At 28.5% G+C, this 17,184-nt stretch carries 12 protein-coding genes; all 12 read right to left on the bottom strand.

The features are described 5' to 3' along the window. Nucleotides 1–4: 4 nt before the first annotated feature. The 12 genes from KGF41_RS06755 to KGF41_RS06810 all read right to left on the bottom strand — a co-directional run bounded on the left by KGF41_RS06755 (nucleotide 5) and on the right by KGF41_RS06810 (nucleotide 17,161). Complete coding sequence (locus KGF41_RS06755; RefSeq protein WP_227827211.1) at nucleotides 5–1,792, bottom strand: UvrD-helicase domain-containing protein; 1,788 nt, start codon at nucleotides 1,790–1,792, stop codon at nucleotides 5–7. A gap of 381 nt (nucleotides 1,793–2,173) precedes the next feature. Further along, the gene (locus KGF41_RS06760; protein ID WP_227827210.1) at nucleotides 2,174–4,513 is read right to left on the bottom strand and encodes a diguanylate cyclase; all 2,340 of its coding nucleotides are present in this window, start codon (nucleotides 4,511–4,513) and stop codon (nucleotides 2,174–2,176) included. 536 nt (nucleotides 4,514–5,049) lie between these two features. After that, complete coding sequence (gene rny, locus KGF41_RS06765) at nucleotides 5,050–6,591, bottom strand: ribonuclease Y (protein WP_227827476.1); 1,542 nt, start codon at nucleotides 6,589–6,591, stop codon at nucleotides 5,050–5,052. Nucleotides 6,592–6,766: 175 nt separating this feature from the next. Beyond that, complete coding sequence (recA, locus tag KGF41_RS06770; protein ID WP_227827209.1) at nucleotides 6,767–7,813, bottom strand: recombinase RecA; 1,047 nt, start codon at nucleotides 7,811–7,813, stop codon at nucleotides 6,767–6,769. Nucleotides 7,814–8,102: 289 nt separating this feature from the next. Continuing rightward, nucleotides 8,103–8,645 carry a CDP-diacylglycerol--glycerol-3-phosphate 3-phosphatidyltransferase gene (gene pgsA, locus KGF41_RS06775; protein WP_227854578.1) on the bottom strand — a complete coding sequence of 181 codons (543 nt, stop codon included), beginning with the start codon at nucleotides 8,643–8,645 and terminating at the stop codon, nucleotides 8,103–8,105. Further along, nucleotides 8,632–9,966: a 30S ribosomal protein S12 methylthiotransferase RimO gene (rimO, locus tag KGF41_RS06780; RefSeq protein WP_227854579.1), complete on the bottom strand. Its 1,335-nt coding sequence runs from the start codon at nucleotides 9,964–9,966 to the stop codon at nucleotides 8,632–8,634. The genes pgsA and rimO overlap by 14 nt, the downstream gene beginning before the upstream one ends. Further along, nucleotides 9,960–11,018, bottom strand: a complete 1,059-nt coding sequence (mnmH, locus tag KGF41_RS06785; RefSeq protein WP_227839909.1) for a tRNA 2-selenouridine(34) synthase MnmH — start codon at nucleotides 11,016–11,018, stop codon at nucleotides 9,960–9,962. Before mnmH ends, rimO begins: the two co-directional genes overlap by 7 nt. A gap of 2 nt (nucleotides 11,019–11,020) precedes the next feature. Continuing rightward, nucleotides 11,021–13,432 carry an FtsK/SpoIIIE family DNA translocase gene (locus KGF41_RS06790; RefSeq protein WP_227827205.1) on the bottom strand — a complete coding sequence of 804 codons (2,412 nt, stop codon included), beginning with the start codon at nucleotides 13,430–13,432 and terminating at the stop codon, nucleotides 11,021–11,023. A 122-nt stretch (nucleotides 13,433–13,554) separates the two neighbouring features. Then, nucleotides 13,555–14,289 (bottom strand): ClpP family protease, encoded by a 735-nt coding sequence (locus KGF41_RS06795; RefSeq protein ID WP_227434232.1) that lies wholly within the window; start codon nucleotides 14,287–14,289, stop codon nucleotides 13,555–13,557. A 111-nt stretch (nucleotides 14,290–14,400) separates the two neighbouring features. Continuing rightward, nucleotides 14,401–15,624, bottom strand: coding sequence for an aspartate kinase (gene dapG / locus KGF41_RS06800; protein ID WP_227827203.1), 1,224 nt, complete (start codon nucleotides 15,622–15,624; stop codon nucleotides 14,401–14,403). A gap of 9 nt (nucleotides 15,625–15,633) precedes the next feature. Further along, nucleotides 15,634–15,879 (bottom strand): YlmC/YmxH family sporulation protein, encoded by a 246-nt coding sequence (locus tag KGF41_RS06805; RefSeq protein WP_003419503.1) that lies wholly within the window; start codon nucleotides 15,877–15,879, stop codon nucleotides 15,634–15,636. A gap of 34 nt (nucleotides 15,880–15,913) precedes the next feature. Continuing rightward, nucleotides 15,914–17,161 carry a M16 family metallopeptidase gene (locus KGF41_RS06810; protein WP_227856518.1) on the bottom strand — a complete coding sequence of 416 codons (1,248 nt, stop codon included), beginning with the start codon at nucleotides 17,159–17,161 and terminating at the stop codon, nucleotides 15,914–15,916. Between the last annotated feature and the right edge of the window lie 23 nt (nucleotides 17,162–17,184).

The following is a 17,184-nucleotide window of genomic DNA, read 5'->3' on the forward strand; positions in this document are numbered from 1 at the left end:
CGTTTTATTCCCTATCCTCTTTTGATTCTGTAATAATTCTTATTATATCACTTGCATCTTCATTAAAGGTTGTTACTATACTTAGATAGTCAGTGGCCCTACTCATAGCCAAATAAACCTTATTTAAATCACCTACAAAGTCATTTACTTGATAATCTTGCTCTGTATCATTTATTGTTTGATTATATAACATTTCTAACTCACATATTATTATCGCTTTATATTCTAAATTCTTTATTGTATATATATTTGCTATTGTCGTTCCTACCTTCTTACTTATGTTTGTTAAGTTATCTTCTGCACATATATAAGGAATTTGTGCTTCTTCTAATGCCTTTTTTAACATGTATTGAAAATAAATAGTTTTTCCACTTTTTAATTTCTTCTTATTATAAGGATATACAATAGCAACTTCAGAATAATCAAGACCTTTTTGGCTTATCAAATATTCGATTTCCCATATTACAGAACTTATTTGGTCATCTAAATCACTTACTTTTATTATATCAACCGACTTATTACCACCTCTAAGTGCTTTTGTATTAAAAAAAGTATTAAACTTTGTATTAGGTCTTAATTCATTAATATAAGCATTAGAATTATTTGAAAAATTATTTGTAAAATCAACAATTTCTTTAGCTTGCCTATAATTTTTATTTAATATGATTTTATCATCAAACTCTATATTACTATATAGTTTCCTAAATATATTTAATCTATTAAAGATATTTAAAGAGTTACAAGAATACACATTAAATATGAATTTTGTTTTATATAAAAACTCTCTTATAAAATCTATTTCATAATCTAAAAAACTTTCTGCTTCATCAATAAAAATAGCCTTAAACATGTTTTTATTCTTTATAATGTTTTGTGCTTGCTTTACAAGATTATTAAATGTTTTTTCATAATCATTTTTTAACATATTGTAGTCAATGATTAGATTATATTTTTTAGCTAATTTAAATATAAAAGAGCTAAATGTATGAACTTCTAAATTGTTGTTATCTTTATATAATAATTCAATTCTTTCTCGAAGTTCATTACATAGTTGTTTTGTATGTGTAAATATTAGTAATTTATGATGTGGATATACTTTTGCCAGTTTTATAGCTCTAGAAAGCATATTTGCCGTTTTCCCTATACCAGAACCGCCTTCAATAAGTGTATTTCCATATTTAATAGAAATAGCATCTTTAATTTGAATTTCTTCCATCATAGTTGCTGTATATTTATAGTCATCATTGTAGAAGGAAATTTTTTTAAATTTTTCGTTTAGGTGAAGTGTGTCATTTATTATATAGTATTCTGAACATATATCTAATAAAAATAAATTTAAATTTATTTCATCATTTTTTTCCTTAAGATATTCATCCAGTGAAGCACTAGCCATTATATCTTGAAGCTTATTTTTATCTATTATATTATTATTCACAAATTCTTCAAACTCATAAGCTTCGTCTACTTCAACATATGGCATAATATAAACATAATTATAGCTTATATTTCTATTCTTTTGTCCCATTTTTAGTTTCAAAAGCTCATATTCCTCATGCATAACTTCAAGTAACTCTTCTTCCAAAATAAAATATATATCTTCTGTTGTATCCATAAATTTTATAAATAAAATTTTTCCATCTTTTACATACAACAAGTCAGTATTTATTCCTTTAAAAGGAGTAACTTTTGGCACTACTTTAACGTCCTCATTGATATTTTCGTAAAATACTTTCTCGAATTCTTTCAATTTCAGGGCGTCTAACTGAGAGTTTATATTTATGTATTGGCTCACTTACATTACCTCCTTCTGTTATAATTAATTATACCATTTTAAACTATATTTTTATATATACTTTTTATAGGCAAATTTAGCAAACAAATTCAAAATAAGTACAAATAAATACAAAACTATTAAAGAAAATTTGCAATAACTATAGATATTTATTGTTATAAAATATTTTATGTAGATAATAAATTGATAAATTTCATAATTAATGTTTAAAATAATAAGTAAAATCTTTAAAATGGCGAATCTTCTCGTCTAGAAACATAAAAACTTAGTATTAAAAAATTTAAAAACCTGCTAATAAAATAGATTGATTTTTAGCAGGTTTTATTTATAATCTTCGTATATTGATGCTATTATATTAAATTTTATATTTTACTGTAACATTTAATTTTTATTTTCTGATATGATACTAAGACTTGATATATCTGTATAAATCGCATAAAAAACAGGATAACGATTTTGATATAACTCGTTTACAAATGTACCTTGCATTCTTACAGGAAAAATATGACCATCTGTATGACACAAACGGAAAACCACTTCAAAAGTCTCTCTCTTAGAAATTGCTTCTCGTAATGTATTAAGTACTATTTGTAAGTCATCTTGTAATACCGGTGAAAGAACATCAAAGTTTGCAGATGAAACAACGTGTGCAGAATATCCAGTGAATTCAAGCATTTTTTGATTAAAATAAAGTAATTTCAAATTTTCCATACAAGCAAATTTGACAATACCATCAGTAGCCATTTCCAATAATACTTTTATATCTCTAGGATTTATGTGAAATGACATACTATCCATAGAATCATCCGAAAATACATGATAAGAATTTTTCCCATGGCTTTTTGCATAATAAAGTGCTTGGTCTGCTTTTTCATATAACTCAGAATATACGCAACCATGTTCAGGATACATTGCTACACCAATACTACATGTAATAGAAAACTCCGCTTGCTCAGCAAATTTCTTCTGATTAATTTTAGAACATAAACGCTCTAATTTATCTATAAGTACATAGTTATTGCTATTAAAATTTTTTATCAATACTACAAACTCATCTCCACCAATACGTCCTACAATATCATCCTCTCGAAATTGAGATTTCAATTCTAATGCAAATTCATTTATAATAAAATCTCCAAATGCATGACCATATTTATCATTTACATTTTTAAAATCATCAATATCAAATATTAGAAAAACATGTTCTGAATCTTGATTGTTCTTGTTTTCTAGAAATGAACTAATAAATTCCTCTGTTACCCCCTTATTGTAAAGGCCAGTAAGAGAATCAAGTTGTGAGCGTTCAAGTAGTAATAATTCTCTATTTTTTTCCTCATCTATATTTTTACGATAAGATATCATACGAACAGATTCATCTGATGTCCAAAAGAAAATTCGTGCATTAATTCTAATCCAGTGATAATTTTCCCCATCTTTCTTAATTAAAAAATCATAGCTTATATTATTAATTCCGCTATTATAACACTTAAGAACATTTTCTGGTAAGAACGTCTCTAAATAACCCTGTGCATACTCTCCTTTGATTTGTTCTTTAGCAATTGTATATAGTGCTTCATCATAGGGTGTATTAAGCCCTAAGCCAAACTCATGAAAATATCTATTTGAATCTTCACAACCAGCTCTATTATTAGTAACATCAATCTCAAAAATATTTTCATAAAGTTCTTCAGTAGATTGACTTAACAACTTTTGATATTCTAATTTCTGAGAAACACTAAGCTTCATTATTTGACTTTTATACTTCTTAAGTACACGTGTAATTGTAAAAAGTACAAATATTATAATCAAAATTATAACTGCAATTCCTTTTAAAAATTGTATCTGAAGTTGCTTACTCATTACAGTCAAATCAGTCTCTAAAACAAGATGCCATTTTAAACTAGGTATATACTGACATACAACATAACTTTTTGATTTTTCAGATGAATGCCAAAAACTCCTCTGCTCTTTTTTATTATTTAATATTAACTCCTTTGAATCAGATAAATCACTACTAGAATTTTCAAAGAAATTTATATGCTCATAACCAGTTTTTTCTGATGTTAATTGTACAAATCCCTTATCATCAATTAAATGTGCTACAACATCAAATTTATCATCATATTCTTTAAGCAACATTTGTAATGAATTAACCTTTAATCCAACTCCTATAATTCCCATAGTTGATCCATCATCATCTTTTATCTTACAATTTACAAATACTGTAATACTATTATTGCTTGCTTCATCATTATCAACATTTAATGAATATTCATCATTACTCTTTAAGAAATTATAATACCATTGATTCTCTGAATTATTAACACTAAGATTTCTATCAAGCCCATTAAAATGATAATAGTTATTTGTTTTAGCAGATACTAGAAAAATAGAATCATATGAGTATTTATTCTTGTATGCATTCAAGTAATCTTGTAATTTATAAGTAAATTCCTCATCATTTATATGTTCTTTCTCACCATCTAAAAAGTTTTTTAATAAACTATCATTTGCCATGGTAAGAGATACATTTATAGGTTCTGAAAGGAGTTTATCTATCTGATAATAGATACCTTCAGCAGCCAATGTGGATACATGCTCAATATCATTTTTAAAAATATTAGTATTAGATTGGTATCCAATTACAGAAGTAGCTACAAAACCAAGAGTAATAATAGTGCAAACAATAACATTTGTATGTAAAAGTGTATTTTTTTTCATAGTATGTCCCCTCTTTAACCCTCACTTTGGCTTCATTGTATTTTCACCTTCTTTAAATATAATTATTTCAAGTAGTAAACTCTTTAAAACTTTAAATTTTTATATTCATCTGTTACTTTTTATAAAACAACAGAAATATACAAATACATCATATAAAGAACATCATCAAAATTAAAAGTCTAAAAAGATTTATATTTTTTTCAAATATATTATTTATCGTTCACAATAACGTTGATTAAAAGTTTTTTGATATGACATTCCTGTAGTCAATTCTGCCTAACTATAATTTGTCATATAATAGATTATTTTATCACTTCATTATATCAAACAAACTTAAATAATTATACAAACAATGTGTATATAAGGATTAATTTTATTAATTCTTTATAATTAATTAATCTTTATCCCCTTTATACTTATTTCAAATTGTATCATTTTAAGCCCTAAAAATTAAAAAACCACAGGATAAATCATTCTATCCTGTGGCAAATTTAAATTTTTAAAAATATTTTTGTTATCATTTAGATATTTATATTTTATTTTGCATATTCTATAGCTCTTGTTTCTCTTATTATACTTACTTTTATTTGTCCAGGATATTCAAGCTCATCCTCTATTTTCTTAGTCATATCTCTCGCTAATAAGTGTATTTCTTCATCATTTATGGCTTCTGGTTTTACCATTATTCTAATCTCTCTACCAGCTTGTATAGCAAATGATTTTTCTACACCTTCGTATGAATTAGCTATTTCTTCTAATTTTTCAAGTCTCTTAATATAAGCTTCTAAAGTCTCTCTTCTAGCACCAGGTCTAGCAGCTGATATCGCATCTGCTGCTGTAACTAATACAGCTTCTACGGTCTGAGGCTCATAATCTCCATGATGTGTACTCATAGCATGTATAACTTCTTTAGATTCCTTATAACGTCTAAGTAAATCCATACCTATTTCAACATGTGTACCTTCCATTTCATGGTCTACAGCCTTACCTATATCATGTAATAAACCAGCTCTCTTAGCTAATCTAATGTCTGCACCTATCTCAGCAGCCATTATACCAGCTATATGAGCAACTTCTATAGAATGTTTAAGAACATTTTGTCCATAACTAGTTCTATAATTAAGTCTACCTAATAATCTTATTAATTCTGGATGAATTCCATGTACACTAGTTTCAAATGCAGCTTGTTCACCATATTCTTTTATAATATTGTCAACTTCTTTTCTCGCTTTTTCAACCATTTCTTCAATTCTAGCTGGATGTATTCTTCCATCTGCTATTAATTTCTCTAGAGCAATTCTTGCAATTTCTCTTCTTATTGGATCAAATCCTGATAAAATTACTGCTTCTGGAGTGTCATCTATTATAAGGTCTATCCCTGTTAAAGTTTCTAGAGTCCTTATATTTCTACCTTCTCTACCTATTATTCTACCCTTCATTTCATCATTAGGTAAGCTTACTACTGTAACAGTAGTTTCAGCTACGTGATCTGCTGCACATTTTTGAATTGCATATCCTATAATTTCTCTTGATTTCTTATCAGCTTCTTCTTTAGCTTGACCTTCTATCTCTTTTATCATTATAGACATTTCACGTCTTACATCTCTCTCAGCATTTGTTAAAATAATTTCTTTAGCCTTATCAGATGTAATTCCTGATATGCTTTCTAATTTTTCCAATTGTTGAGTTTTTATTACTTCGACTTCTTCTTCTTTCTTTTCAACTGTCTTTAATTTTTCACTTAGATTTACTTCTTTAGATTCTAAATTTTGTAATTTTCTATCTAAGACTTCTTCTTTTTGTACTACTCTTTTTTCATACTTTTGTACTTCTGTTCTTCTTTCTTTGTTTTCTCTTTCAGCTTCTGTTCTCCACTTATGGATCTCTTCTTTAGCTTCTAATAACTTTTCTTTCTGTACTGTTTCTGAGTCGTGGTGTGCTTTATCTATTATTTCTTTGGCCAAGTTTTCAGCTTGTCCAAGTTTTGCTTCAGATATATTTTTTCTAACAAAATATCCAGCTATAATACCAACAGCTGCACCTATTACAATCATTACTACACTATCTATGACATCCACCTCCTTCGTTAATAATCCCAAAATGTCATCACTATGATTAAAAAATATTCCTAATAATTAAAATTAAATTTAGATATTTTATCCTCACTTAATTTTATAATTTTTTCAACATTGTGTCAAGCTAATAGGGAGCGTGGTATGTCCTTATTTAATAGTTATTTTTTTATATTTTCACTTATTTTTCAACAACGTCTTCTGATACCAAAGTACCGGCTTCTTCACTAACCTCATTTAAATTGTAAAATGTTCTAACTTTTTCATCTATTTCATTAGTTAAATCCATATTATCCTCTAGGAATTTTTTTACATTTTCCCTTCCTTGTCCAAGTTTAGTATCATTGTAACTATACCATGAACCTGATTTTTTAACTATATCTATGTCAGCAGCTATATCTAAAAGATCTCCAATTTTTGATATACCTTCTCCATACATTATATCAAATTCAGATTGTTTAAATGGTGGTGCTACTTTGTTTTTAACAACCTTAACTCTTGTTCTGCTTCCTATAACCTTGTCACCTTGTTTTATTGTGTCTATTTTTCTAACATCCAATCTAACTGATGAGTAGAACTTTAATGCACGTCCTCCAGTAGTCGTTTCTGGATTTCCAAACATTATTCCTACTTTCTCTCTTAATTGGTTTATAAATATAGCAACACAATTTGATTTTTTAATCGAACCAGTTAATTTTCTAAGTGCTTGAGACATAAGTCTAGCTTGTAAACCTACATGAGAATCACCCATATCTCCGTCTATTTCTGCTTTTGGAACCAATGCTGCAACTGAATCTATTACTATTATATCAATTGCACCACTTCTTATTAATGCCTCTGCTATTTCTAAGGCTTGTTCTCCTGTATCTGGTTGAGATATGATTAGATTATCAACATCCACACCTAATGCTTTTGCATATACTGGGTCAAGTGCATGTTCAGCATCTATAAATGCAGCTATTCCTCCATTTTTTTGAGCTGATGCTACACAACTAAGTGCAACAGTCGTCTTACCAGAAGATTCTGGACCATATATTTCAACTATTCTCCCTCTAGGTAGACCTCCTATACCAATAGCTATATCTAAACCGATTGCTCCTGTTGATATAACATCTATAGACATAGACGTTGCTTCTCCCAATTTCATTACTGAACCTTTACCAAAATCTTTTTCAATTTTACCTAAAGCTTCATTCAACGCTTTTAATTTTTCTTGATCTACACTCATCTCTATACCATCCCTTCATTTATCTACAAACATTTGTTCTCTTGTTATATATTAATTATATAACATAAATCAAACCTAGTCAATTTAAAAACGCTCCTAATGATTATATTTTTATTTGCTACATTTTATTTATAAACCATTATCAATAATTATATACACAAAAGAAAATATTACCGAAAAAGAAAAGAGGTATACTATAATAGTATACCCTTTTTTACATTTTTAAAGTTTTAAGTTGCTATTTTTTATTTATTAATCAATCAATTTATGTTTTTTAAATGATAATATTCTATTTTGAAGACATGAAAAGTTCTTTATTTTTATATAGGTATTCCCATCCAGAATATAAAGTAAGCAGTGTTGCTATAAGTATAAGAATTCCACCTATATTTAGTATTAATTCATTTTCAAACTGAGCTCCTAACAATAAAATCACTACTGATACCATTTGAGTTATAGTTTTAAGTTTTCCACTGCCACCAGCTGCTATTATTTTTCCATCAGCAGCTGCTATAGCCCTCAATATACTAACTGTAAGTTCTCTAGCTACTATTATAATTACCATCCAACTACTTACTAGACCATCTTCTATCATACATGTAAGTGCTGAGATTACTAATAATTTGTCTGCTAATGGGTCCATAAACTTCCCAAAATCAGTGACTAAGTTATACTTTCTAGCTATTTTTCCATCTAGTGCATCAGTAATTGAAGCTACTATAAAAATAATACAAGCTAATAAAAACTTGTTTGGTACATTAAATAACATTATTAAAACAAATACTGGAATTAAAAATATTCTAAACAAAGTTAATTTGTTAGGCAAGTTCATATACAACATCTCCCATTAAATCGTATTCCATTGCATCATTTATTTGAACACTTACGAATTCTCCTACTTCAAGATTATCTACACTTTTTACATATACTATACTATCAATTTCTTCTGCATCGCCCTGTGTTCTTCCTGTATATACATTATCTTCTATTTGCTCTTCTATTAGTACTTCATATGTTTTTCCTATTTTTTTATCATTAAGTTCTTCAGATATTTTTTGTTGAATCATCATTAAAGTATCTCTTCTTTGTATTTTTACTTCTTCATCTATATGATTTGGTAATTTATCTGCTGGTGTATCTTCTTCTCTTGAATATGCAAATGCACCTAACCTATCAAATTTAACTTCTTTGACAAAATTTACAAGCTGTTTAAAATCTTCTTCTGTTTCACCAGGAAAACCTACTATTATTGTAGTTCTAAGTATAGCATCTGGTATATTCTTTCTTATAAGTTTAATTTTATTTAATATATCCTCTTTACTAGTTTTTCTATTCATTAACTTTAAAATACTGTTACTTGCATGTTGTATTGGCATATCAAAATAGCTACATATATTATCATGTTCTTTTATAACTTTAATCAATTCTTCTGTTATTGATTCTGGATATGAGTACATGACTCTTATCCATTTAAGCCCATTTATCTTTGCAAGTTCTTCTAAAAGTTCTGGTAATCTCTCTTTACCATATAAATCAAAACCATACTTTGTAGTATCTTGAGCTATAACTACAAGTTCTTTTACTCCAGATTCAGCCAATTTATTTGCTTCTTTAATTATATCTTCAAATCTTCTACTTCTATATTTACCTCTAAGCTTAGGTATTATACAATAAGTACAATTATTGGAACATCCTTCTCCAATTTTTAAGTATGCCATATAGCTAGGCGTAGATAGATATCTTGGTAAGTCCTCATTAAATACAAACTCTATATCATCAAGACTTACAATTTGATGTTTCTCACTCAAATCTTTAAGTATATCATCTATATTTTGGTAGCTTCCTGTACCAACTATTGCATCTATTTCTGGAATTTCAGTTTTTAATTCCTCAGAGTATCTTTGAGCTAAACATCCTGTTACTATCAACAGCTTTAGATTCCCAGTCTGTTTTAATTCTGCAAATTCTATTATAGTATCAATTGATTCTTGCTTAGCTGACTCTATAAACCCACAAGTATTTACTATAATTACATCAGCTTCTGCAAAATCTCCTATCAATTTATAACCTTTTTTATTTAAAATTCCCATCATTATTTCTGCATCCACCAAATTTTTTGAGCATCCTAATGATTCTAATGCTATCTTTAACATTTTTTCTCTCCTTCCAATATGCTCTCATATAAGCCTATAACATATTCTAGGGCTTTTTGTGTGTCATCAAAATTTACAATTTTATTGTACTTATATTTTTCCACTGAATGCATATAAAGTGGGTCGTAATATTCTATAAGATATTTTTTTACAAGTTCTTCATATTTGCCTAATTCTAATAAATCAATATATTCATCTACTGCTTTATGACCCAATCTTTTTCTGAATTTATTTATACACTCTTTTAAAACCAATATATTATCTTCATCTTTACCATAAATATAATCTCTACAAAGTCTATTGACTCTATTATCAATATCACATTCCAGTAGTATATGATACCCATCTCGTATCATTGCATCGAAGATTTCATTAGGAACTGTGACACTTCCAACTCGCTTACTTTCACTTTCAACAAATATATAATCCTTTTTTGAGAAAAATATACTTTCAAATAATTTAGTTTCAAAGTTCTTTTGAGATGGTGGCTTCTCATCAAATGTTATAAAACCAAAAGTTGAACCACTATTTTTAGCTATTCCTTCTAAATCTAATACATCTATTTCTTTTTTCTTCAATAAATGCAATAAATCAGTCTTTCCTGAGCCAGTTAATCCATGCACAGATATAAAGTTCTTTGTATTCATTATATTTCTTAAGTAATCCAATACAAAGTTTCTATAAGCCTTATATCCACCTTCAAGTTGATAAACATTTACACCTAATGATGACAATACATTTACTATACTTCCACTTCTCATTCCGCCTCTTGCACAATATATGACAATATTATCATAATTTGCTGTAAGCTCTGCTGCTTGTAAATATATATCCTTTAGCTTATACGATACATAATCAAATCCCTTTTGTATTGCTTCATGCTTTCCCTGCATCTTATAAATAGTTCCAACTTCATTATGCTCATTGTTTTTAAAAAGGGGCATATTAAAAGCATTTAATATATGGTCTTCTTCATATTCCCCTTCTGTTCTTACATCTACAAAAACTACTTTTTCTAGCTTAAGTGCCTTTTCTATTTCTATAACCGACAATTCTATTCACCTTCTAAATTCTGCAAATCTTGTTTGCTTATTAGTACCTTTCTTGGCTTACTTCCCTCGCTAGCTCCAATTATACCTCTTTCTTCCATAGAGTCAATAAGTCTAGCTGCTCTATTAAATCCTATTTTAAATCTTCTTTGCAACATAGAAGCAGATGCTTGACCACTTTCTACAACAAATTCTATTGCCTCACTTAAAAATTCATCCTCATCGCTAGATTTTGATGTATTAACTTTAGATATAGTTTCAATTATATCTTCCTCATACTTTATTCCATCCTTAACCTGGTCTTTTACAAAATCAATTACTCTTTCTGACTCACTTTCTGATATAAATGCACCTTGAAGTCTAACTGGTTTTGCCGCTCCAAGTGGATAAAATAGCATATCACCTTTACCTAAAAGTTTCTCTGCCCCACCCATATCAAGTATTGTTCTTGAATCAGTTTGAGATGACACTGCAAATGCTATTCTAGACGGTATATTAGCTTTTATAACACCTGTTATGACATCAACGGATGGTCTTTGTGTAGCTACAATCAGGTGCATTCCAGCAGCTCTGGCCATCTGAGCTAATCTACAAATATAATCCTCTACATCATTTGCGCTTGCCATCATTAAATCTGCTAACTCATCTATTATTATTACTATTTTAGGTAATTTTTCCTCTGATTTTTCATTATAACTTGTTACATCTTTTACTTGAGCATCTGCAAATAGTTTATATCTTCTATTCATCTCTGTCACTGCCCAGTTTAAGGCATTAGCAGCTTTTTTAGGGTCTGTAACTACAGGTATCAGAAGATGTGGTATTCCATTATAATTTGCAAGTTCAACCACTTTTGGGTCTATTAAAAGTAATTTTACTTCATCAGGGTTTGCCTTATATAATATACTACTTATCAAAGTGTTTACACAGACACTCTTTCCTGAACCTGTAGAACCAGCTATAAGTAAATGTGGCATCTTACCTATATCTCCAATTATAATTTTGCCTGCTACATCTTTCCCAAGCCCCATTGCAAGAGGAGAATCAAAATTATTAAACTCTTCACTTTCTAGAACTTCTCTTACTCCAACCATTTGAGCTTCCTCATTTGGAACTTCTATTCCAATTGCACTTTTCCCAGGAATTGGCGCTTCAATTCTTATACTTTTAGCTGCTAAACTTAAAGCTATATCATCAGTTAAGTTTACAATTTTACTTACTTTAACCCCTGGACTTGGCTGTATCTCATATCTTGTTATAGTTGGACCAACTGTAACTTGATTAATCTTTGCTTCTACTCCAAAATCTGAAAGTGTCTTTTCTAAAAGAGAGGCATTTTTTAAAACCTTCTTTTTGCCATTTTCATCAGATTTTTTATTTACTTTATTTAAAAGTTCAACACTAGGTTTTTTATAATTTGAATAGTCTTCATTATTTGACTCTGATACAATGCTTATTGGTTGAGTTTTTTCTACATCTAAATTAGATTTGCTTATATCAACTTTCTTTTCTGGTTTAGTCTCCACAACTGAATTTTCATTTGTAGCTTTCTGTAACTCTTTTAAAACATCTAGTTCTGGCATACTTTGAGTTCCTTCTAATATTTCTAAATATTCATCTTCTGCCTTGTTAAAACCAACTATTTTAATAGTCTTATCGTCTACACCATCACCATTTTCTTCTTCTAAATATTCATCTTCTTCATCTTCATTGTCACGGCCTTTTGACATTAACCCTTTAAAAAATCCAGGCTTCTTATTTACAGTAGTATCGTCCACTTCATCAGTTATCATATCTATTGCAGATTTTTTCATATTTGAAATTTTATCTTTAAAAGTTAAATTACTGTCTTTTGATGCTTTAGATTTTGACTTTGCATTTGATACCAAATCTTTTATAGAAATATTAAATATAAACATTATAGAAAGTATAAGAGCAAATATACTTATTAGCCATCCACCTGCTATACCAAATATTTTACTCATATAATACGCAATGGTTGTTGCTATTAAGCCACTACCTTGTCCACTTACACCCAATTTCATAACATCATCAAACATATTACCTTTTAGTGGGCTATCTACAGGAAGAGTTCCTGCATTTAACAATCCATAAAATACAAAAATAAATAAAATAATTATGTAGTATAATTTAGTCTTTCTCAATCTATATATATATTCATTTCCATCAAAAAACCCTAGAAGTCCTGTTATAATTACTATAAATGGTATTGCTATGGAAAGTCCTCCAAATAATCCTTTAAAGAGATTTTGCATTATCACAGGTATCCATCCCATAGAATTAGAATTTAAACTATATAATAAAAATACACCTATAAATATTGTTATCAAATTATGATATTCTGCATTAAAGCTTAAGGTATTTACCTTCTTTTTTTTCTTCTTTTTCGTGGCCATTAATATCACTCCTTATTTTTAGCAAGTTTTACCCCTTCATAGCAAAAAGTGCTAATGCCTTAACACTAACACTCCTACTTTATTACATCATTATATCATAAATTTTATTATTTAAACAAATTTTAATCATTATTTTTTTCTTCCTCTGATTCTTTTATAAGCTCTTTTAATTTTTTAATAGCATCTTTTAATCCACCAACTTCATCTATAAGCCCGTAATCTACAGCTTCTTTTCCTATTAAAACACTACCAACATCACTTATAAGCTCATCTTTCTCATGCATAAGTTTATCAAGTATATCTCTTTCGATATTAGATGTTCTTATGATAAATTGAATTATTCTCTCTTGCATCTTTTTAAAATACTCGAAAGTTTCATTTATACCTATTACAAGTCCAGTTGTTCTTACAGGATGTATAATCATTGTTGCAGTTGGAGCTATAAATGAGTAATCACCTGCAGTAGCAAGAGGAACACCTATACTATGACTTCCCCCTAATACAAGAGTAACTACTTTTTTGGATGTACTATTTAAAAGTTCTGCAATAGCTAGACCTGCCTCAATATCTCCTCCAACAGTATTTAAAACAACTAGTACTCCTTTAACATCATTACTTTCCTCAATTGAATAAAGCATTGGAATTATATGTTCATACTTTGTAGCTTTTTTCTGAGGATTTCCTATAAAATGACCTTCAATTTCTCCAATTATAGTTATACATTGGGTATCTTTAGGAGGCTGAGGAGGCATCTCACTAGTGCCAAATTGTTTTATACATTCTCTTTCCTCACAGCTAGAATCTCTTCTACAATTATCTTTATCAAATGTTTCATTATCATCTTTATAATCTTTCATAAAAAAACTCCTATCAAAATATATTTAACTTAGTTTTGCCAAATAAATCAAATATATTAAGATATACGAAAAATTATTAAATTTTGAATAAAAGTAATTGCATTACGATTCTTATTTTACATAAAATTGTTGGTGTATTGCATGTACTGCTGTATGCATATCTTCTTCACTAACTAAACAAGATATAGTCATATTTGAATCTGATGTTTGTAAAAGAGATACTCCTGCTTTTGATAAACCTCTAACTACTTTTGACATGATACCAGACATTTCATCAGCTATTCTTGAACATATCAATGTTACTTTAGCACAATCTCTATTTACTTCATAATCTAATTCAAATTTATCTAGTATTTCTTTTAATTCTTTTATATCAGCATCTTCAATAACAAAGGCTTTTTCTGATATAAAGAAATTTATCATATCTATATTTATAAGTTTCTTTTCTATTTCATTTAATACTTCTGTAAACACTTCTTCTGCTGATTTAATCTTAACTTGAGCAACACTATCTTTATTTGCAACAGCAACTTTAAGGTCTTTTTCTTGTTCATATTCTATATTTTGTTCTAAATGCTTACATAAAGAACCTATTTTTGTACCTTCAAAAGTTGGATTCATTGTATTTTTTATTGCTAGAGTTATATTTCCACTTTTAGCTAACTGTACTGCTCTTGGATGTATTACCTTAGCTCCTTTATCTGCCATTTGAAATACTTCTTCATAATCTATAAAACTCAATACTTTAGCATTTGGTTCTACTCTAGGGTCTGCAGTCATTATACCATCTACATCAGTGTAAATTTCAACTGTCTCACATTCCAAAGATTTACCAATAGCAACTGCTGATGTATCACTTCCACCTCTTCCAAGAGTAGTTACTTCACCATCATCTGTTACACCTTGAAATCCAGCTATAACAACAACTTTGCCATCATCTAATGCTCTTTTTACCTTTTTAGGGTTTATATATTTTATTTTAGCATTAGAATACTCATCACTTGTAATTATACCTGCTTGTTGACCAGTAAAGAAAACAGATTCTATACCTTTTGCATTTAATAAATTAGCAAGAATTGTCCCTGATATTATTTCACCACAAGACATTATTAAATCAAGTTCTCTTTTATTTGGTTCATCATTTACTGAATTACACAGATTTATAAGTGTATCTGTTGCATATGGAGCGCCCTTTCTACCCATTGCTGAAACTACTAATACTAATTGTAACTCTTCATCATTATCTCTGTATGCTTTTACTATCTTACATACTTCATTCATTTTTTCATATGATTCTACTGATGTCCCACCAAACTTTTGCACTAAAATACTCATTTTTTCCTCCTAAATATATCCCTCATATTCTATAATTATCATATCATTGCCTATTTTTTTTACATTTCTCCATGGAACTTCTAAAAATGACTTATCTTTTCTTCTGGCAAAAAAGCCTTTTTCTTTTGGAATTAAAAGCGCCAATATCCCGCCTGTAGTTTCATCTAGTATAAGGTCACACTCTCCAATAACTCCTAATCTTTCTCCTGTGACTAAGTTAACTATTTCCTTACCTGCTATTTCAGATAAATTCATATTTTATACCTCCAGAGATTCACTTTTTAAAATATTAATCCAAATGCAGAATATCTTCTACATCTCTTCCAACTATACATGTACCAATATTTTCTATATTGAATACCTTATCAACAACTTTTTTTACTGAATTAATATCAACATTATTTATACATTCAAGTATTTCATCTGTAGTTTTTACTTTTTTACTCAACAACATAGATTTACCAGTAGACATCATTCTACTGCTAGTACTTTCTAAATCCAATATATAATTACCTTTTAGTTGTTCCTTACTTTCAAATATTTCTTTTTCTGTAAGATAATTTTTTCTTATATTTTCAATTTCTTCTTTTATTAAATTATAAACATCTTGCAAATTTTCTGTACTCATACTTGCGAATATACCTAATTCACCACATTTTCTGTATAGTGTTTGTGACGAGTATATTGAATATACTAAACCTTTTTCCTCCCTTATCTTCTGAAAAAGTCTTGAGCTTATACTTCCACCAAAAATATTGTTTACCACCGCCATTGAATAAACTTCATCATCATTTTCAAATGGAATACCTTTTAGACACATAGCTAAGTTTACCTGTTCAGTATCTTTGTTTTTTGATATAAAACAAGGATTAAACTTGGCCTCAGTTATGTCTATACTTAAGCTTCTCTTTTTCCAGTTTCCAAATTTAGATTTAAGTTTATCTACCATATCATCAAAATCAAAGTTTCCAACTATAGAAATAACAGCATTATTTGGAATATAATATTTGTTTAAGTACTCTAACATAGACTCCTTAGTTATATTGTATAGAGAATCTTTTGTCCCAATTATATTCATCCCTAAACCATCATTAGCATATATATTTTCGACTAATAAATCATAAGATAAATCGTCTGGAGAATCTTCATACATCTTAAGTTCCTCCAATATTATAAGTCTTTCCTTATCTATATCATTTTTATCAAATCTAGAATTTAGTATCATATCACTTAATACATCTATTCCTGTATCTATATGCTCATCTATTAATTTTACATAATAACATGTACATTCTTTACTTGTAAATGCATTGATTTGCCCACCTAAATTGTCAATTGTGCTAGCAATCTCTTTTGAGGTTCTATTTTTGGTTCCTTTAAACATCATATGTTCTATAAAATGAGAAGTTCCACTTACCTCTTCTTCTTCTATTCTAGACCCTGCATTTATCCAAATACCTAACGTTATTGACTTTAGATATGGTATTTCTTCCCCAATTATTGTAAGCCCATTTTCCAGTATTTTTGTCTTATACATTACATTCTCCTAAAAATTTATTC

It is taken from the genome of Clostridioides sp. ZZV14-6150 (genome assembly GCF_020657875.1).
Classification (GTDB): domain Bacteria; phylum Bacillota; class Clostridia; order Peptostreptococcales; family Peptostreptococcaceae; genus Clostridioides.